Origin of the sequence: Alicyclobacillus shizuokensis NBRC 103103 (assembly GCF_001552255.1) — a bacterium.
Lineage (GTDB): Bacteria > Bacillota > Bacilli > Alicyclobacillales > Alicyclobacillaceae > Alicyclobacillus_G > Alicyclobacillus_G shizuokensis.
The window spans coordinates 38,890-57,531 of the sequence record NZ_BCQV01000029.1 but is presented as its reverse complement, the minus strand read 5'-3'; the positions used below and the strand labels follow the sequence as shown (position 1 = coordinate 57,531).

Here is an 18,642-nt window from a genome sequence, read left to right as displayed (position 1 = left end):
TTCCAGGTGCTTTTTGTATCTCCAGTCTACGGAATTCAGATTTGCGGCATGAAACTTAACGTGGATGGTGGAACTCACCGCGCAGGCATCGGGCCGAGTGCTGACGACTCGATTTTAAAGCCAAGATCTGCAATCATCTTCCAGTCCGCTTCTGGGGTTTGGCCCTCGGTCGTCAAATAATCGCCGACGAATATCGAATTGGCCGCGTACAGGCCAAGTGGTTGCAGCGACCGCAGATTGACTTCGCGACCGCCGGCGATGCGAATCTCTTTAGCGGGATTGACAAACCTCATCATGGCCAGGATCTTCAAACACTCGCGGGGCGTTAGCACGGCGGTGCCGCCAAGTGGAGTCCCTTCGATAGGATTGAGGAAGTTACAGGGGATGGAATCGGCATCGAGCGCTTTGAGGGCAAACGCAATCTCTACTCGCTCTTCATCACTTTCGCCCATGCCGAAGATGGCACCGGAACATGGGGACATGCCGGACTGTTTACTCAACTCAACAGTGGCGACTCGGTCGTCATACGTGTGCGTCGTGCAGATGTTTCCATAGTGGTGGCGACTCGTGTTTAGATTGTGGTTATAACGGTGTACCCCTGCCTTCACGAGCCGCTCTGCTTGTTCCGGTGTGAGCAAGCCGAGGCAACAGCAGATTTTGAGATCGGTCGTGCGTCGAATCTCCTCTACCGCAGCTGCAACTTCTTCGATCTCGCGATTTGACGGTCGACGGCCGGACATCACAATGCAATAGGTCCCTGCCTTGCGGGACTTCGCCTCGGCGGCCCTGGCTACCAGCGTCTCTCGCGAGAGCAGCGGGTACTTCGCGACAGGCGCCTGCGAGACGATGGACTGGGAACAGTAGGCGCAGTCTTCCGGGCAAAGCCCCGACTTGGCGTTGACAATCATGTTCAACTTGACCCGATTCCCATAGTAGTGATACCGAATTCGATAGGCCGCATCGAGCAATGTGAGGATCTCATGGTCTTTCACTGTGAGCATCGCCAGTGCTTCCTCGCGCGTGACGTCGTATCCCGCAATCACCTTTTCGGCGAGCTCATGCCAAATGGTGTTGCTCGTGATAGTTGTCATCCTTCCGCCTCCTGTGAAAGTATCGTCCAGACCCGCCCCACGGTGATTGTCTGCCTCACTGTACGACTCACTCCTCTGTATGACGCATGTTGTAAACCAAAATCATAATTAAAGTTTACAATAAGCCCGAGGGAATTGTCACGGAAACGGAATTTATACAAATCGCAAACGTCCCCTGCGCGCCCCGCTCTTTCCGCCATCTCGGGGCTCTGTTAAGATCGGGCTAGCATGCGAGTCCGGAGGCCAGATGCATGGAGCCCGTGACGAAGGTGCCCATCGCAGCGGGGGAACACGACGATTGCCGAGGGTCAGGAGCGTTGTGAGCAACAATGTGTCCATGTGTCTGGATGGAATCATCGAGAGCAAGGGGGGGCAACATGAGAGTCGCAGCCGTTCACCTGCGCCGCCTGCGCTTACCCATGCAGGAGCCGTTCGAGACGTCGTTCGGCGTCGAAACGGACAAGGATGTCATCATCGTCCAGCTCGAAACCGATAGCGGGGCCGTCGGCTACGCGGAATGTGTGGCCATGGCCGCGCCTCTTTATTCCGACGAGACCACCGGCACGGCCTGGCACGTATTGACCGAGTTTTTCATCCCGTATCTGTTCCGGGTGCCTCAACTGATGGATTTCTCCAGCGTGGAGGACCTGCACCAGATCCGCCGCCACTTTGCCCACTTCAAAGGCAACCAGATGGCCAAGGCCGCGCTGGAGATGGCCCTGTGGGACGCGTTCGCTGCCGACACTGGTAGGCCTCTGACCGACCTGCTCGGGGGCGACAAAGGGGCCATCCCGGTCGGGATTAGCGTCGGCATTCAGCCGAGCATAGATGCGCTGCTGAAGAAGGTGGAAGGATACCTTGAGCAGGGCTTCCAACGTATCAAGGTGAAGATCAAGCCTGGGTACGATTACCATCCGCTGTCCGCCCTGCGCCGCGAGTTCGGCGACATCCCGCTGATGGCCGACGCCAACAGCGCCTACACCCTGGCGGCTGTGGACACGTTCCAGCGCCTGGACAGTCTTGGCCTGACGATGATAGAGCAGCCGCTGGCCCACGACGACCTGGTTGACCACGCCGCGCTGCAGCGACAGTTGGCGACCCCCATTTGTCTGGACGAGAGCATCCACCACGCGGAGGACGCGCGCAAGGCGATTGAACTTGGCGCCTGCCGTATCATCAACCTGAAGCTCGGGCGCGTCGGCGGGTTTGGCGAGGCGCTGGCGATTCACCAATTGTGCCAAGCGCATGGCATCCCGCTCTGGTGCGGCGGCATGTTGGAGACCGGCATCGGACGCCTGCACAACATCGCCGTCACCGCCCTACCCGGCTTCACGCTGCCGGGGGATACCGCCCCAAGTGCCCGGTACTTTGCCGAGGACATTGTCGATCCGCCCGTCACCTTTGCCCGTCCGGGTTTTTTGGCGGTGGAGCGGCTGGCCGGAGTGGGCGCGCGCGTGCGGACGGATCGGCTGGAAAAGTGGACAGTGGAGGAGGCGCACCTGACGAGGCAGGGCCGCGCGGAATGATGGGCCGGGGGCGCGGTGGCACCCCCAGACATAATTTCCGCCTGTTGGGGGAACACTGCTGAGGAGTGAACCGGTGGCGCGTAGAATGGGGGAATGGGCGTGAAGCTGGACATCGTGGATGCCTTGTTGGCGTTTTTCATTGGTGAAGAGATCGACACGGGACGATCTTCGATGTACTTCGAGGCCGTCCCCCGGCGCCCAGCGCAGCGGCGGCGAGTGTCCGTGTCCCCGCGCCATAGACACAACAGGGCGTGGGACGAGCGGGATATCTGACCTCGTGCGCATGGCCACCGGCCGTCGGAGGTGTACATCGATGCGTTTCGCTATCGTCGGAGAGCGCCTCAGTCCGCGCCAGCGCTGGCTGGCCGACGGGCTGGACAGAACGCTTCAGCAGAGAGGCCACACCCGGGTGGAGCCGGGGGACGAGGACCTGCGGCTGGTGCTCAACTTTGCCGATTCGGACCACCCGCGTCCTTACCGGCGCAAGGCGCAGGCCACCTACGTGGTCACCGTGGCGCAGCTGGACGAGCGTCCGGAGAGCATCCTGCGCGCGGGCTATCCTATTCTGGTGCGGTCCCTGTCCAATCTGCTGATTTTGCTGGTCAACGCACCAGACGACTTTGACACCTACTTTGTGACCTTGGAGCAAGGATTTTATCGCGTGCCCCACAAGGGACACGACGAAGACTACTTCGCGCGCGTGTATCAGCGCCTGGAGCCGCTGGCCACTTCCAACCTCATCATCAACAACGACTTCCACACCGATTTACCCGAAGAACTCTGGGAAGGCGACGACATCACCCGGCAGGTCAGCCGTGCGGCGAAGCAGATTGAGGCGATGGACCTGTGGCCGGCCCCGTTTCCGATTCAAGAGATTTTGCCGCCCGAGGACTTGCGCCATGTTAGGCACCTGTACGGCATCGGCGGGCTCAGCTACGGCAACCTGAGCGCCAGAAAGGACAGGCGGCGCTTTTGGATGAGCGCCAGCGGGGTCAACAAGGCCAACCTGCGGACGGTAGGGAAGGACATCCTGCTCGTCAAGCAGTTTGACGAGCGGCGCAAGGCGATGCAGTTGAGCGTACCGCCGCACGTGACACCGAGACGGGTGTCGGTGGATGCCATAGAGCATTGGATGATCTACACCGAGCACCCGAACGTCGGCGCCATCGTGCACATCCACGCCTGGATAGAGGGCATCCCGTCGACGCAGATCAACTACCCGTGCGGCACGGTGGAATTGGCGCGCGCAGTGGCCGACGAGGTGCGTCGCGCAAAGGACCCCACGCGCGCCATCATCGGACTCAAGAACCACGGCATGACCATCACCGGGCCCGACTTGGACGACATCTTCGAGCGGATCGACGGCAAGGTGATCCCGCAGGTGCCCATGGCGTAGGATGCGGCGCGGTTGCGTATGCGGCGCAGACCCACACCCGCTGTCAGCGATGGGGTGTGGAATCGCGTTGCCGATCCGTTTGTTCCAAGACGAGCTTGTCCCAGTCGCGAATGGTGAGTCGGTAGTAAGCCTCCATCAGTCGCGGAAACATGTGGGAAATCCGCGCCGCTGGGGCGAAACGACGCGGGATGGTGACGTCCGTGCGCCTTTTCTGGATGGCGCGCACGATTTGGCGCGCAGCGGCCTCTGGGCGTAGCACTGGCACACCGGGAGGGACGCGGTACATCCCGCTGTGAATGTGCCCTTCAATCAGCGGTGTCAGGACGGGCCCGGGCGAAAGGATGCCGACATGAATGCCCTGGGGCCGCAGCTCCTGCCGCAGGGCCAACGCGAATCCGCGCAGGGCGTGTTTACTGGCCGCGTAGGCGGTGAAAAACGCGGGCGTACACTGCACCGAGAGCGATGAGACGTAGTAGATGCAGCGCACCTGGCTGCGCCGGATGAGTGGCAGGAGGGCCTGGGTCGTTCTCACCGCGCCCCAATAGTTGATCTCCATGGCCTGTTTCGCCTCTTCCACGTCGAGCGACTCTGCGGGAGCGAGGGAAAACACGGCGGCCGCGTAGACGAGGATGTCCACCCTCCCGTATGTTTGCGCCAGCCACCGCGCAAGCCCGGTGACCTCTGGGGCCTCGGTGCAATCGGCGGCATAGACCCCCGTTTTTCTACCTGTGCGGCGCTCAATCTCGACCGCCGCCTCCTCCAGCGCCGGTTTGCCGCGGGCCACCAGCACCACATGGGCGCCTTGTTCTGCCAGTTGCGCCGTCACCGCTCGGCCGATGCCGCCGGATCCACCGATGATGACGACGATGGGTGACTCTGTCTGCGCTCGCATAGACCGTCCTCCTGATTACGGAATTGCTACCAGTATATCCGTAGGCGAAACGGATGAACCCCAGCGGCCGCATGCGCGGGCAGGGCCTGGGATACGCTAGGTATCGTCAATCCTGAGCCCACCGCGAGAGGGAGACACGCGCAGCATGAAGCACGGGCTGATTCGCATCGCCGCTTGCCTCGTTCGACTGTACTACCGGGTGTTCTATCGCGTCCATATTGTCGGCCGGCACCGGCTCTGGCGGCTGAAGCAAGGCCCGCTGCTGGTGGCCGGCAATCATGTCTCCATGAACGATCCGGTTCTGCTCTCGGCCTTCCTCAGCCCCTCGATTCGCTTCATGGCGAAGGAGGAGCTGTTCCGCGTACCGGGAGTCTCGTGGCTCATCCGGCGCATGGGCGCGTTTCCGGTCAATCGACGAGGCGTCGGTATCGGCGCCATCCGTACCGGATTGCGGATTTTGGAGCAGCAAGGTGTGGTCGGCATCTTTCCGGAAGGGACGCGTAACCGCGCACAAGGTCTCCTGCCCGCCAAGCCGGGTGTTGGATTTCTGGCGGTGCGCACGGGCAGCGTCATCCTGCCTGTGGCCATCACCCTGCGCCCGCGCCGGGTCTTCCGGCGCAACTATATCCTCATCGGTCGGCCGATTGTGGTGGAACCCAATGCATGGGCGGATTCCCGGGCTCTGTCTCGGCAGGTCATGGCGGCCGTGGACGACCTGCTGGCCCGCGTGCCAACACCTGACAGAGCATGGGGCAGGGGGATTCACGCCCGACCTGCGCCCACGTTGTCGGCACCCCTGCAGGAGGAGTCGGACGGCCAGTACGAGACGGGAGCACCAGATGGGAGCGGTTGATTGGCATCCGGATCGACGGAGGTTTACGTTCGCTTCAGGAGGGGGTGTGACAGCTCCGGGGCTGATGGCTTGATGAAGCGCATCGGCTTGTCCGCGAGACGGATGCGCAGGGTCTGGATGGCCAGGGGTTCGCCATCGACGTGCGCGTAGGTGTCGGCCGGAAACTCCACATCAATCGTTTGGCCGCGCAGGGCGGTGACGACGTCGGTGCGGCGGATATGCTGGCCGCTGTACACCAGCGGAAACAGGCGCAGGAACTTCACCTTGTCCAGCTTGGAGACCACACAGATGTTCAGTACGCCGTCGTTGAAGCGGGCGTTCGGGAACAGCTTCATGCCGCCCGCGTAGTAGGGGCAATTGCCGACAACCAGCATCCATACATCCGTAATTCGTAGGCTTTCACCATCAATGCGCAGCTGGACTTCAGTCGGCGCGAAGGTGGTCAGAATGCGCAGCGCGCTGTACGCGTAGCCCAAGGGGCCGAGGTGCTTGACGGCGCTGTGACGGTTGATGTAATCGGCGACAATCGCATCGAAGCCCATGCCGGCGGCGATGATGAAGTGGCGATGGTTAAGTGTCGCCACATCGACTTCCACTTCGCTCGGGTGATTGAGCATGTTCAGCAGACGCCGGGTGGATTTGGGCAAACCCAGGGCGCGCGCCAGGTCGTTGCCCGTCCCGCACGGGATGATACCGATGCGGACATTGCGGCCGAAGACGCCGTTGACCACTTCGTTCACGGTACCATCGCCGCCGACCACGACGATGCGCTCATAGCTGTTGGCGGCCTCGCGCGCGCGGGCCTCCGGCTGTCCGGGGGCCTCAGTGAAGACGACATCAAACGGAAATTTCGCCCCTTCGCGCAGCGCGCGGGCCATCACCCGCCAGCGCCGGAAGCCGCGGCCCCGACCAGCCGCTGGATTCACCAGGAACAGGGTGTTCATGGCCACATCCTCTCGTCCGACTTGTGCCTGTTGAGCAGGTTGTACATTCGCGCTTTAGCCGGCCGGATCCTGCATGTGAAACAGTCGGTAATAGTAATCAATCAGCTGCTGCGTCGGACCGCTCCAGTCCAGCTGCGAGACCAACTCCTGTGCGCGTTTCCGAACCGCCTGTCGGCGGCGCTGGTTGGTGAACAAATCCGTCAGGGTGGCGAGGATGGAATCTGGGCTCAGCGGATTGAACAACCAACCGGCCCGCCCGTGCTCAAGGACCTCGAGCGTCGCGGGACTCTCCGCGGCCATGATGGGCAATCCGCTTGCCATCGCCTCGTACAGCACCAGGCCGAGCGTCTCGGTGGTGGAGGGGAAGACGAATCCGTCCGCCGACGCGTAGGCTTGCGCCAGTTCGTCGCCGAACAGGTAGCCGGTGAAGGTGGTGTTGGTTCCCGCGAAAGTCTGCTCGAGCGCCGCACGGTGCGGGCCGTCCCCGACGATGGCCAGGTGGATGTTCGACATCTTGTCTAAGCAGGGGCGCAACCGTTCAATCCCCTTTTCCGCGGCCAAGCGTCCTACATACAACAGAATGCGGGTGTCGCGCACGCTTTTCGCGTCGGCCCCCGGCCGGCCCAGCAGCCGTCGACGCATCTCAAGGGACCGGTGATCCGGTGAAAAGCGGCGCAGGTCGACGCCTCTGTCCCAGAGGGCGAGGTTGCGAAATCCCCGGGCCCGCAGCTCCGCCATGGTCGCTTCGGAGGGGCAGAGGTTGATGGCCGCCCGATTGTGGATGGTGCGAAAACACCACCACAGCATCGGTTCCAACCAATGCAGCCGGTAATAGCGGGCATAGGCGGGGATGTGGGTGTGGTAGGAGGCAATCAACGGCACGCGCAACCGCCGTGAGTAGTAAATGGCGGCGAAACTGAGAAATCCGGGGTTGACCGAGTGGATTAAATCGGGCTGAAATTCGCGCAGGATACGCCCGACGCGCGGAAAGGGCCATGCAAATCGCTTCTCCGGATAGAGGTAAAAGCGAAAGGAAGGCACACCGATGACCCGTGCCGACGCGTACTGGGGCGGCGCGCCTTCGGGCGCGAAGAGCAAAATCTCATGATCCTGATGGGCCAACTGGTCCAGTGTCGCGCACAATCGCGTGACCACCCCATCGGTCCCCGGCAGAAAGGTCTCCGAAAACACTGCAATCCGCATTCAGAATTCCTCCAAGACGTCGCCGTTCAAATGATCATTCTCTCCGCATGGGAATCGGCCTATACCGAACCTCAACCCGTCGCTCCTCGTCGCAAGTGGGTCGCCGGGCAAACCGTGCCGCCCATCCGTCGCTCCTGGCGCTCCTGGAATGGGACAGTCCCTGGAGCCGCTGGAAAAAACATAGTGCGAAGAGGGTGAAGGTCTGGTATAGATGAGCGTAAGATGAACCACGAAAGTGGGTGAACGTTTTGGCCTGGTGGATCTGGTTGGTCATCGCGTTCGGGATTGGCGTCATCGAGTTGGCCACGGTGACCTTCGTTCTCCTGTGGATGGCCATCGCCGCGTTTGTGACGTCCGTGGTCAGCCTGGTCGTGCCCGACGTGTGGATTCAGCTGCTCATCTTTGCGGTGGTCAGCGTGGGCCTGTACCTGGCCACGCGGCCGGTGGCGCAGAAGTGGCGGAAAAACCGGCGCTACCCGACGACGCGCTTGGAGGGGATGGTCGGGGAACGGGCGGTGGTCGTCAAAGGGGCCGCGCCTGGCCGCATGGCCACCGTCCGCGTCAGGGGCGAGCTATGGAGCGCCCAGAGTGACGCGGTGCTGGAACCGGGCAGTCAGGTGGTCGTCGTACGGGCGGAATCGAGCGTGCTGTTCGTCCAGCCGGCCGTGCAGGAACCGCCTGCGGGCGCCAAGTAAACGCTTGCCGGCGACAAGAAGTGAAAATTTCTGGGGGTTTGAGTCCGGAAAGGGGCAGGGAATGGTATGGTCGGTACGATAGTCGTCCTGATCTTGGTTGTGCTGGTGGTGCTGCTCATCGTGCGCGGCATCCGCATCATCCCGCAGCAGCGCCTGGCGATTGTGGAGCGCCTGGGCAAGTATCACGCGACCTTGCAGCCGGGCGTGAACCTGATTATCCCGTTTATCGACCGCGTGGTGCGCATGGTTGACCTGCGTACGCAGCAGGTCGTCGTGCCGCCGCAGATGGTGATCACGAAGGACAATGTGCAGATTCAGATTGACACGGTGTTTTTCTATACCATTATCGACGCGCGCACGGCGACTTACAACATCGCCAATGTGGTGCAAGCCATTCAGAACATCACCGCCGCCAACATTCGCCAGGTGGTCGGTCATATGGAGCTAGACGAGACGCTGGCTGGCCGTGACAAGATCAGCATGGCACTGCGCACCGCCCTCGACGAGGTGACCGAGTCGTGGGGCGTCCGCATCGACCGCGTTGAAGTGGTCGACATCAAACCGCCGGCGGAGATCCAGGATGCCATGGAGAAACAGATGAAGGCGGAACGCGAAAAGCGGGCGAACATCCTGCAGGCGGAAGGTGAGCGCCAGGCGGCGATTCTCAAGGCCGAGGGTGAAAAGCAGAGCGCCATCCTGCGCGCGGAAGGGCTGCGGGAGTCGCGAATTCGCGAGGCAGAGGGCGTGCGTGAAGCGCAGCGCCTGGAGGCGGAAGGGCGCGCTCAGGCCATTCGCTTGGTCGCGGAGGCGGAGCGCAACCGTATCGAGATGATTCGCCAGGCGCAATTGGACGCCAATGTGCTGACGTATCAGTCGTTTGAGGCACTGCAGGGGATGGCGAACGGATCGGCCACGACGCTGTTCATCCCATCGGAGGCTGTCGGCGTCCTGGGGGCGCTGGGTGCCTTGAAAACCGCGGCAAACAAAGGAGACGCAGGAAAAGACGCCGAGTGAGACACGGCGGCAATCGGTAAGCGCGCGTGGGCTGTCAGGACGGCGTCACGCATCGCGAACTTTCGACGGCAGACGACAAAAACACCCAGGCGAAACCGCTTGCCGCCTGGGTGTGCTCCCGGGGTGAACGGCCTAGTGTTGATTAGAGCTGCGGCAACGTAAGATCCCGTAGGGCGTCTTAGAAGTACGATATTCCGCCAGGATTGGAATTAGGATTAACTGAGTGAGTCGAATCAACGGACAATGTAGTAGAAAGAGCCGTAATTGTGATCGGGGCGATAGCCGATAGCGTCACTACTACGGAAACCAACGCCAATAGTTTTTTCATAGAACTGTCACCTCTTTTGCCCCCCGGGCCTCACATGAATCGAGAAATGTGTCGAACTTCCTTGTGGATGATTTTAGCTATCAGTCTGGATAATTGTCAATGTTGGTGTGAGATTTCTTCAAGATTGTTTTTCGGTTATGATAGGGATGTGATGGTTTGATGCGAGAAGGTGTAATTGATATCGCGTCAGGGGTGTGGCTGTGGAGACTTTTAGCTCGGAACGGACGATAGAGTTATTGGAAGAAGAGCGGAAGCGCGTAGCCCGAGATATCCACGACGGGCCGGCCCAAAGTCTGACAAATGTCACCATGCGACTCGAAGTTACCAAGCGGATGCTTGAAAGCGGACGCGTGGAGGAGTCAGTGCGTGAGATTGAGCGACTCCAGATGATGCTGCGAACGGCAATGAATGATGTGAGAAGACTCATCTTTGATCTAAGGCCAACGTTTTTAGAGCGGGGCGTTTCGGATGCCATTCAACTCTACGCGGAGAGGTTTTCCCAAATGTCCGGCTTGTCAATCGATGTGCAGTGTTCATGGGAAAATCCAAAACTGTCCCGGAGTGTGGCTGTGGCAATGTTTCGGGTCGTGCAGGAGGCTCTAAATAATATCCATAAGCACGCTAAAGCCTCTAAAGTCAAAATTGAATTGAAACGTGAAAACGGCCTGTACAGAGCGTTGGTCACAGACGACGGCGTGGGATTCGTGACAGACAAAACGTCAACGACTTCGTACGGTTTGCAGGGCATGAAAGAGAGGATGGAGTTAGTGGGTGGCCGCGTGACGGTGCAGTCCGAGCCCGGCCACGGAACGCAGGTCATCTGCGAGGTGGCCGATCGTAATGAGTAGCTGGTGGGAGATTGCGTACCGGCATTTCGCCATTGGAAATTATTACGCGGCCATAGACATTTGCCAAACACAAGCTGTTCACGCGAAAAATTCTGTTGCACGTGCCACGTTTCTAAACTCTACAGGAGCCGCTGTATCAAGACTGAAGAGTCTGCATGCAGCCAGGCCCTATTATGAAGAAGCCATCTCCCTTCTCGACCAATTCGCTGATGACGAAGGATACATCGGGATCAAGTTAAAAAGTACGGCGAACCTTGCTCATGCGTTGGGATATGAAGGACACGAGGATGTCGCCCTACGGGTTTGTCACTCGGTTCTGCAGCTTGTATCGGAAAAGATCCCGTATGAGTCGTCAGTGTTACTTAATTCTTACATTTACTCGTTGATCAGGGCAGAGTTATATGAGAAGGTCCTGATTGAAATACCCAGGGCACTGGACCTCGCTTCGAGGGTTCCTGATCTTGGATTGAGAAAGGTAGTTGAGGGTCTCCTATATTACAATGCCGGGTGCGCGTCCGAAGCATTGGAGGATTATGCGACGTCCCTGAACTATTATCTCAAGGCGGCTGATGTAGAGCCGCTGCCGGAGCCCTATCAAGGCATCGCACGTATGCACCTGTTTCTGGAACGTCCCATGGAGGCGATTCGCTATACGTCTGAACTTTATCGCAATGTTTGGGGCAACTCGATGGCGAATGAGAACGTCAAGTTGGCCGATAGCTTGTATCTCATAGGATTATTTGCACATTATGCTGGACAAACCGATTTGAGCAAAAGATGTGTTGAGAAGGCTGAAATTTACTTGGGCCAGGCTTGTTACTGGAATGAGTGGCTCAAGGTCCGCGATTTCGATTCTTGGGTCAGCCAGCGTGACATCGTCATTCCCGAAGACACCTTTGATTGGCCGCTCTGGCACCAGTTTCTGGATGAGTTGAGCCTCATCGATAGCTTCGAGACCATGTTCCCGAGGCTGTCCTATGTGCCGCGGTATGAGGCCAACCTGGCGGCACAGTTGTACGAGCGGATCGTGCCGGACGCAGCGTGGGATGATATACGGCGGTTGCAGGTGGCGGGACGGCTCGTGTACCTAGGGCTGACCGTCATGACATCGAACGACGAGGAAGCTGTCTCGATTCTCAGCGACCGCTCTTCCATTCCTGAGATTGGGCAGCTTGGTGTGCGCCTGCTTGAGGCGTATCCGCACAGCGAAAACTATCGCTATCTGATTCCGGCCTGCCGTAAAGGCGCGGACGTCTCGGGCTTGACCGACGAAGACCGGTTGATGGCGGAGTGTCTCGGCTTGTCGCTGGATTACGTGGAGCTCATGGAACTGTATGGACTATCCCATGACGAGGCCATGCAAGAATTGGAAGCCAGTCGCTACCATCTCTACGATCCGCGCGTGGTAGAATCTTTCCGCGCTCAGATGATGGTATAAGTGCTGGTATCGCATCCTTTCTCACAATCAACTGGCGAGATGGAACCTGAAGGAGGATGACATGAACTACCTGCTGCGACATCCACCCCTCCCACACACCCGTCAAGGGTCTACAGCCTCTGCGCCGGTTTTTTCGAAGGTCCGCGTGCGCGTTCACACTTTGATGACCCATCCGCTGTTTGATGTCGCCGTGAGGTCCCTGTTTTCCCAGCGACCGAACTTTGAATCCGGGAACTCGTTTCACGGCCTGGAAGACCTCCTGCATGGGCTGCGAGGCCCGGAAGACGAGTTGATGGATATCCTCATCACCGATATCACGCCAAACGCGCGTACGACGCCGCGGTTGATGGCCGAACTTCGACAATTGCGGCAGCAGTTGGCGGTCGTCCACCTGATTCCGGAGACCGACGACGCGGCGGTGATTGTGCAGGCGTTTCGCTGGGGCGCCGACGCATACCTGTTTCAAACGGCGCCGGTCGAAGTGCTGGAGCAGGCGGTGAACACGGTGCTGGAAGGGAAGGCGTACATCCAGACTCACCTGACCCCGTTGGTCTTGGCTGAGATTCGACGGCCGGATCAGGCCGTGTTCACAGCAGAAATTGACGTACCTTTGAATGAGCGGGAGCAGATGCTCCTGCAGCTGGCCACCGACGGACTGAACAACCGGGCGATTGCCGAAGTGTTTGGTGTGACGGAAAAGACGGTGCGTGGCATGTGGTCCACGTTGATCCGCAAGCTTGGTGTGAACGACCGCACGCAGGCGGTGCTCTGGTCCATCCGCTCCGGCTTCACACGCCTCCATTGAATTTCTTTACAGCAATTCCCGACAGGATTTTTGGCGCACGGTGTCGAACTGGTAAGGCGCGGCGGGTAAACGCTCGTGGTCTCGCGCGATGAATGGAGCCGGATTGCACCCGGTTGTCAATCATCCACGATTCTCGTCGAGTGATCTGACCCTTCTGCGAGGAGCGATGCCTGAGTGATTGAGATGCAGGACGTCTGGAAGCAATACCCGAATGGGACGATGGCGCTCAGCGGCATCACGATAAATATCAAGAAAGGTGAATTTGTCTATGTGGTCGGGCCCAGCGGCGCTGGGAAATCGACCTTCATCAAGCTGATGTACCGTGAGGAGCGGCCGACCAAGGGGCAGATCTTTGTGAACGGGTTTAACATCGAACGGCTGCGCCATCGGAAGATCCCTCTATTGAGGCGGCACATTGGTGTGGTGTTTCAGGACTTCAAGTTGTTGCCGAAGCTGACCGCGTACGAGAACGTGGCGTTTGCCTTGGAGGTGATTGGGGCCCCGCAGCGGCACATCCGCAGGCGCGTCCCGGAAGCCCTCGCGTGGGTCGGGCTGGAGGACAAGGCGGATGTGTTGCCCACCCAGCTTTCTGGCGGGGAGCAGCAGCGGGTGGCCGTGGCGCGGGCGCTCGTCAATAACCCCAGCGTCATCATCGCCGACGAGCCGACCGGCAATCTAGACCCCGACACTTCCTGGGGCATTATGAAGCTGTTTCAGCGCATTAATGACCGAGGTACCACCGTCGTGATGGCGACGCACAACCGGGACATTGTCAACACGATGCGCAAGCGTGTCATTGCCATTGAAGAAGGGCGGATCGCCCGAGACGAGCAAAAGGGACTGTACGAATATGAGGATTAGCAGCATTGGGCGGCACCTCCGCGAAGGCAGCAAGAGTCTCATCCGCAACGGCTGGATGTCGTTCGCATCCATCAGCGCTGTGGCCGTGACCCTGCTGATTCTGGGATCCACGTTGGTGCTGGCCATGAACGCGCAGCAGATGTCGAACTATGTCTCCGGGCAGTTGGAGATTTCGGTCTTTCTCAAGCCGCAGGTTTCGGACAGTGAGGGGGCGCAGACGGCCGCAGCTGTCAAACAGATTCACGGGGTGGAATCGGTCCACCTGGTGACCCACGAGGAAGGCTTCAAGCAGCTGCAGGACTCGTTGGGCAGCCAGTATAAGAACGTGCTCGATGGATTGCCGAAAAACCAGACCATACCCGTCAAGTTGGTGGTCAAGGCGCAAGACCCGCGGCAAACGGTGGCCATCAGCAACAAGATTCAAGGCATGCGCAACGTCGAGACGGTGCTCGACGGCAAATCGTATGTGGACAAGTTCTACCGTTTCATGGATACGGTGCGCAACATCGGGCTGGTGTTCGTGGTGGCCCTCATCCTGATGGCGATGTTCCTCATTTCCAACACCATCAAGATTGCCATCTTCAACCGCCGCCGTGAGATTGAAATCATGAAACTGGTGGGCGCTACAAACTGGTTTATTCGTTGGCCGTTCCTGGTGGAAGGGATGCTGATTGGCGCCATTGGGGCCGTGGTCCCGTTTGCCGCCATCTGGGTGGTCTACCGTCAGATCTTCTCCCATCTGAACGGCAGCTTCATCGCGCTGACGTTCCCCCTGCTGCAGCCGGGTGCGTTATTGGGAAAACTGGCGGTCATTATGTTTGGCATAGGACTCCTGATTGGCCTCTGGGGCGGCATCATGTCCATCCGCAAGTTCTTGCGCGTATGACAAGCAGGAGCGTGGGCAGTTGCATCGAATCACATGTGTAGGGTCCGTGGAAGCCAGCTTGCCGGATGGAAAAGGGAGTCTTCGTTGTGGGTGCCTATGATGGATGGCAAATCGTAAACGCTTTGTGGGACGGGGCGCGCATGTTGCTGGAAAACCCGCTCCTCTACCTGGGCACGGCTCTCATGTTTGCAGAGACGTATTGCACCAGTCGCCAGGAGCGTGGGTTTTTCGGCTTCCGCCTGACGCGTGCCTGGCGCTCTGTCGGGTTGCGCTGGGCATCCGCGTTCATCGCCGGGCTGATTGCCAGCGCCGTCAGCGTCGCGTTAGGCTTAACCTTAGACGTCTGGGGCGTTGGCGCGGTGGTGGTGCTGAGCATCCTGCTCGCCTGCATCCGTCTGCGCCTGTGCGCCAGCGCGTACGCCATTGCCATCCTCGTCGCCCTGAGTCGCGTGTTGCTCGTGCTGCCCGGTCCGTCCGGGCCGTTGTGGTTGCGTCGGACGTGGCTGCATTTGGCGCACCAACCGGTTGGCTCGTGGCTGGCAGCGGCTGCGCTGTGTTTGCTCCTGGAGGCGGGCCTGTTGCTTTCCGGGCGCTACCGCTCCGTCGCGCCTGCCTTCGTCCAGAGCAAAAGGGGGCGGGCGATTGGCGCGTGGACGAGCCAACTGGCCTTCGTCGTACCCGTGCTCTGGGTGGCTCCGGGCGGCCATCCGCTCATACATACACCGTGGCCTTGGCCGTTACTCGGCGGGCTGGGCGCAGCGGGGGCGACGCTGGCCGGTATACCTCTCGTGCTCGGGCAAAGCGGCCTGTATGCGGCACTCACACCGCAGAGGGCAGCGAGCATCCGAGCCGCCTATGACGCGGTTTGCGGCGTGTTGTTGGCTGCTGACGCGTGGGCTGTCGTCCACCTGGGTCCGACCTGGGCGTGGGCTGGCGTGGTGATTGCTCTGTTGGGTCAGGAGGCTGCCACTTGGCATGTGCACTGGCGAGAGCTTCTGGCCGATCCGCTCTACGCCCCGGTTCCGGACGGTGTCAAGTTGCTGGCTGTGGTACCCGGTTCCTTGGCCGACACCATGGGGCTGAAGCCGGGCGAGATCATCACGCACATCAATCAGGTTCCGGTTCAGACCAGCTACGACCTGCACTTCGCGCTCGACCAAAACCCGGCCTACGCGAAGCTGCAGGTCTATGACGCGCGTGGCGAGATGCGGCTGGTCGGGAAACCGGTGTTCAGTGGGGAGAGGGCCAAACTGGGGTTGATACTGGCCCCCGATGTCCCGGGGGTGCCCAGTTACCGGCGGCGCCGTGTCGGGCTGTTTCAAACGCTGTATCTGAAAGCCCGGATGTCCGGAAATTCGTACGAGAACGTATTTGTGGACGTCGACTCGGCGCCGCCTCACCAAACGTAAACGTGCGAGACGGGCATCGTTGGGTCCGTGCAGCCGTAACAGGCGTTCGTGATTTGGGCTCTGGAACAGAGAAAGAGAGGAGCGGATGTTTTTCCGGACGCTTGGCAAGGTCGGGCTGCAGCGCACATGGGGGTATCGGTGATGGATATTGCAACGCTGTTTGGTCTCGTTCTTGCCATTGGCAGCCTGATTTTGTCGTTTGTCGCGGACGGGGGCACTCTTTCCGCATTGGCGCAGGCGCCCGCCGCCCTGATTGTCTTCGGCGGCACCATCGGGGCCACCTTAACCTCCGTATCCCTGCGGCAATTCATGGGTGTGGGCAAACAACTGAAGATTGCCTTCTTTCAACGCCGTTCCAATCCCCTGCAGTTGATTGAGGAGTTGGCAGAGCTGGCCACCATCGCCAGGCGCGAGGGGATTCTGGCGTTGGACGAGCGGTTGGAAGACTTCGATGATGACTTCCTGCGGCGTGGGCTGCAGCTGGTGGTCGACGGGGTGGATCCAGAGCTCGTAAAGTCCATGCTGGAGACCGAGCTTGACTATGTGGAAGAACGGCACGCGGCTGCCGCAGGTCTGTTCGAAACCGCAGGCGGGTACGCCCCAACCATGGGCATCATCGGCACCGTGATGGGGTTGGTTCACGTCCTAAGCAGCTTGCAGAATGTCAACAAGCTGGGACCGGAAATTGCCACCGCGTTTACGGCCACACTCTACGGTGTCGCCAGTGCCAACATCCTCTGGCTTCCGATAGCCAGCAAACTGAGACGGCGGAGCGCGGAAGAGGCGCTTTTGCGCGAGATGACACTGGAAGGCATTCTCTCCATCCAAGCGGGTGAGAATCCCAATATCCTGCGGCAAAAACTGAAAGCGTTCCTGTCTCCGCACCAGAGGTCAGACAAGAGAGCGGACAAGGTGGGTGAGGTCGATGGCGAGACCGTCGAGGCGTAGCAGAAGGTCGTCCCATCGGCACGGAGGCCACGTGTCCAACGAGCGGTGGTTGATCACGTACTCGGACCTCATCACCCTGTTGATGATCTTTTTCGTCATCATGTACGCCATGTCGAAGGTGAACCAGGTCAAGTTCTACACATTGGAGCAATCCTTGGCGCAGGCCTTGCACCAGAGCCACGATATGCTGACCGGATCGGGCAAAAGCTCGCTCATTCAGTCGGCGAATCCAACCGACACGGGTCATCACCTGGTAGCACCGGCCAAGGCGACCACAACCTCGCACGGGTCTGTGGGCAGTCAGCAAGACCAAGCCCTCAATCAGCTGTACGAGCAGATTCGCGACTACATTCAATCGCATCACCTACAAAACATGGTGCTGGTTTTGAACACCGTGCGCGGGGTGCAGGTGACCTTTCCCGACGCCGTTCTGTTTCCGACCGGCAAGGCTACACTGACGCCGCACGCAAAGCGTACGTTGAAGGCGTTGGTTCCGTTTCTGAAACAGGTGGACAACAATATCGTGGTCGAAGGGTACACCGACAACCGGCCCATCCATAATTCGCAGTTTCCGAGCAACTGGGAGCTGTCGGCCGCGCGGGCCATCGGCGTCGTGCACTTTTTCGCCGACAACGGCATCCAGCCGCAGCGGCTGGCCGGTACCGGGTATGGGCCCTACCACCCAGTCGCTCCCAACAACTCAGACGCCAACCGGCAGAAGAATCGGCGCGTCAACATCGTCATTCTGAAGAACGAGGACGATTGACCTGGACAGTGATCTTTTCATCGCCGTGGATTGACGAAGGCGTCGCGCTGACGTAGCGTAGAGTCATGAACATTCCACGTGGTGACTCCTGGCTTCAACATATTCGTTCCATACTGGCGCCGCGCCGGGCTGGCATCATGACCCAGGGCGCTGCCGCACAGGTGTCGGCCGTCCTGGTGCCGCTCGTGCAGCTGGAGGGCGGCGAGTGGGGATTGTTGTTTGAACAACGATCGACATCCCTGCGCCGTCATTCGGGGGAGGTCGCGTTCCCGGGCGGACACTTCGAGCCGACGGACGCTGATTTGCGCGCCACTGCGCTGCGCGAAACGTGCGAAGAACTGCAGACGTCACAGGATAACCTGCAGGTCTTGGCCGATCTCGATGTGCTCATCACTTGGTCTGGCCTGCAGGTGCATCCGTTTCTGGGTCGCATCCTGGACATGAGCCGAGTAGCTCCCAACCCTTCCGAGGTGGCTGAGCTATTCATCGTGCCCCTCGCTCGCCTATGGGCGGTGCAGCCACGCGTCTACGAGCTGTTTTTGCAGCCCGCGCCGGCTGACGACTTCCCTTTTCACCTCATCTCCGGCGGCCGCGACCATCGGTGGCGCAGGATGGTGGCCACGCAGATGTTTTATGAGGTGGACGGACGTGTCATTTGGGGCATGACCGCCCGGATCCTGCAGCATGTCCTGCAACTGTTGGAGGTGTGAGGTCCCTGGACCGGCCGCTCGTTGCGGCT

The 18,642-nt window shown here is 59.9% G+C and carries 19 protein-coding genes; 15 read left to right on the top strand and 4 right to left on the bottom strand.

What is annotated here, in order from left to right; translation table 11 throughout:
* Positions 1-74 precede the first annotated feature (74 nt).
* Positions 75-1,091: a biotin synthase BioB gene (gene bioB, locus ASH01S_RS12165; protein ID WP_067928590.1), complete on the bottom strand. Its 1,017-nt coding sequence runs from the start codon at positions 1,089-1,091 to the stop codon at positions 75-77.
* A gap of 377 nt (positions 1,092-1,468) precedes the next feature.
* Here bioB and menC point away from each other — a divergent pair, with 377 nt between their 5' ends.
* From menC to ASH01S_RS12155, 3 genes are all read left to right on the top strand, one after another.
* The gene (gene menC / locus ASH01S_RS12160; protein ID WP_067928587.1) at positions 1,469-2,617 is read left to right on the top strand and encodes an o-succinylbenzoate synthase; all 1,149 of its coding nucleotides are present in this window, start codon (positions 1,469-1,471) and stop codon (positions 2,615-2,617) included.
* A gap of 99 nt (positions 2,618-2,716) precedes the next feature.
* Positions 2,717-2,890 carry a hypothetical protein gene (locus tag ASH01S_RS18550; protein WP_157067122.1) on the top strand — a complete coding sequence of 58 codons (174 nt, stop codon included), beginning with the start codon at positions 2,717-2,719 and terminating at the stop codon, positions 2,888-2,890.
* A 40-nt stretch (positions 2,891-2,930) separates the two neighbouring features.
* Positions 2,931-4,013, top strand: coding sequence for a class II aldolase/adducin family protein (locus tag ASH01S_RS12155; RefSeq protein ID WP_067928585.1), 1,083 nt, complete (start codon positions 2,931-2,933; stop codon positions 4,011-4,013).
* Between the two features lie 43 nt (positions 4,014-4,056).
* Here the strand turns inward: ASH01S_RS12155 and ASH01S_RS12150 are convergent, their stop codons facing one another.
* Positions 4,057-4,905: an SDR family NAD(P)-dependent oxidoreductase gene (locus ASH01S_RS12150; protein WP_067928582.1), complete on the bottom strand. Its 849-nt coding sequence runs from the start codon at positions 4,903-4,905 to the stop codon at positions 4,057-4,059.
* Positions 4,906-5,050: 145 nt separating this feature from the next.
* Between ASH01S_RS12150 and ASH01S_RS12145 the strand changes: the two genes are divergently transcribed.
* The gene (locus ASH01S_RS12145) at positions 5,051-5,758 is read left to right on the top strand and encodes a lysophospholipid acyltransferase family protein (RefSeq protein ID WP_067928579.1); all 708 of its coding nucleotides are present in this window, start codon (positions 5,051-5,053) and stop codon (positions 5,756-5,758) included.
* A gap of 23 nt (positions 5,759-5,781) precedes the next feature.
* Here ASH01S_RS12145 and ASH01S_RS12140 read toward each other — a convergent pair whose 3' ends face one another.
* Positions 5,782-6,702 carry a diacylglycerol/lipid kinase family protein gene (locus ASH01S_RS12140; RefSeq protein WP_067928577.1) on the bottom strand — a complete coding sequence of 307 codons (921 nt, stop codon included), beginning with the start codon at positions 6,700-6,702 and terminating at the stop codon, positions 5,782-5,784.
* A 54-nt stretch (positions 6,703-6,756) separates the two neighbouring features.
* The gene (locus ASH01S_RS12135) at positions 6,757-7,905 is read right to left on the bottom strand and encodes a glycosyltransferase family 4 protein (RefSeq protein ID WP_067928574.1); all 1,149 of its coding nucleotides are present in this window, start codon (positions 7,903-7,905) and stop codon (positions 6,757-6,759) included.
* A 248-nt stretch (positions 7,906-8,153) separates the two neighbouring features.
* Between ASH01S_RS12135 and ASH01S_RS12130 the strand changes: the two genes are divergently transcribed.
* The 11 genes from ASH01S_RS12130 to ASH01S_RS12080 all read left to right on the top strand — a co-directional run bounded on the left by ASH01S_RS12130 (position 8,154) and on the right by ASH01S_RS12080 (position 18,613).
* Positions 8,154-8,600: an NfeD family protein gene (locus ASH01S_RS12130; protein ID WP_169794233.1), complete on the top strand. Its 447-nt coding sequence runs from the start codon at positions 8,154-8,156 to the stop codon at positions 8,598-8,600.
* A gap of 66 nt (positions 8,601-8,666) precedes the next feature.
* The gene (locus tag ASH01S_RS12125) at positions 8,667-9,614 is read left to right on the top strand and encodes an SPFH domain-containing protein (RefSeq protein ID WP_067928570.1); all 948 of its coding nucleotides are present in this window, start codon (positions 8,667-8,669) and stop codon (positions 9,612-9,614) included.
* A 528-nt stretch (positions 9,615-10,142) separates the two neighbouring features.
* Positions 10,143-10,790 (top strand): sensor histidine kinase, encoded by a 648-nt coding sequence (locus ASH01S_RS12120; RefSeq protein ID WP_067928567.1) that lies wholly within the window; start codon positions 10,143-10,145, stop codon positions 10,788-10,790.
* Between the two features lie 466 nt (positions 10,791-11,256).
* Complete coding sequence (locus ASH01S_RS12115; RefSeq protein WP_169794232.1) at positions 11,257-12,228, top strand: hypothetical protein; 972 nt, start codon at positions 11,257-11,259, stop codon at positions 12,226-12,228.
* Between the two features lie 61 nt (positions 12,229-12,289).
* Positions 12,290-13,033 (top strand): response regulator transcription factor, encoded by a 744-nt coding sequence (locus ASH01S_RS12110; protein WP_067928562.1) that lies wholly within the window; start codon positions 12,290-12,292, stop codon positions 13,031-13,033.
* Between the two features lie 174 nt (positions 13,034-13,207).
* The gene (gene ftsE / locus ASH01S_RS12105; RefSeq protein WP_067928559.1) at positions 13,208-13,894 is read left to right on the top strand and encodes a cell division ATP-binding protein FtsE; all 687 of its coding nucleotides are present in this window, start codon (positions 13,208-13,210) and stop codon (positions 13,892-13,894) included.
* A complete protein-coding gene (gene ftsX, locus ASH01S_RS12100) occupies positions 13,884-14,780 on the top strand; it encodes a permease-like cell division protein FtsX (protein ID WP_217996324.1) in 897 nt (298 codons plus the stop codon). Before ftsE ends, ftsX begins: the two co-directional genes overlap by 11 nt.
* 86 nt (positions 14,781-14,866) lie before the next feature.
* Complete coding sequence (locus tag ASH01S_RS12095) at positions 14,867-16,189, top strand: PDZ domain-containing protein (RefSeq protein ID WP_157067121.1); 1,323 nt, start codon at positions 14,867-14,869, stop codon at positions 16,187-16,189.
* A gap of 141 nt (positions 16,190-16,330) precedes the next feature.
* Positions 16,331-17,137: a flagellar motor protein gene (locus ASH01S_RS12090; RefSeq protein ID WP_067928555.1), complete on the top strand. Its 807-nt coding sequence runs from the start codon at positions 16,331-16,333 to the stop codon at positions 17,135-17,137.
* A 31-nt stretch (positions 17,138-17,168) separates the two neighbouring features.
* Positions 17,169-17,903, top strand: coding sequence for an OmpA family protein (locus tag ASH01S_RS12085; RefSeq protein ID WP_245629050.1), 735 nt, complete (start codon positions 17,169-17,171; stop codon positions 17,901-17,903).
* Between the two features lie 65 nt (positions 17,904-17,968).
* Positions 17,969-18,613 (top strand): NUDIX hydrolase, encoded by a 645-nt coding sequence (locus ASH01S_RS12080; RefSeq protein WP_067928552.1) that lies wholly within the window; start codon positions 17,969-17,971, stop codon positions 18,611-18,613.
* The last annotated feature ends 29 nt before the right edge of the window (positions 18,614-18,642 follow it).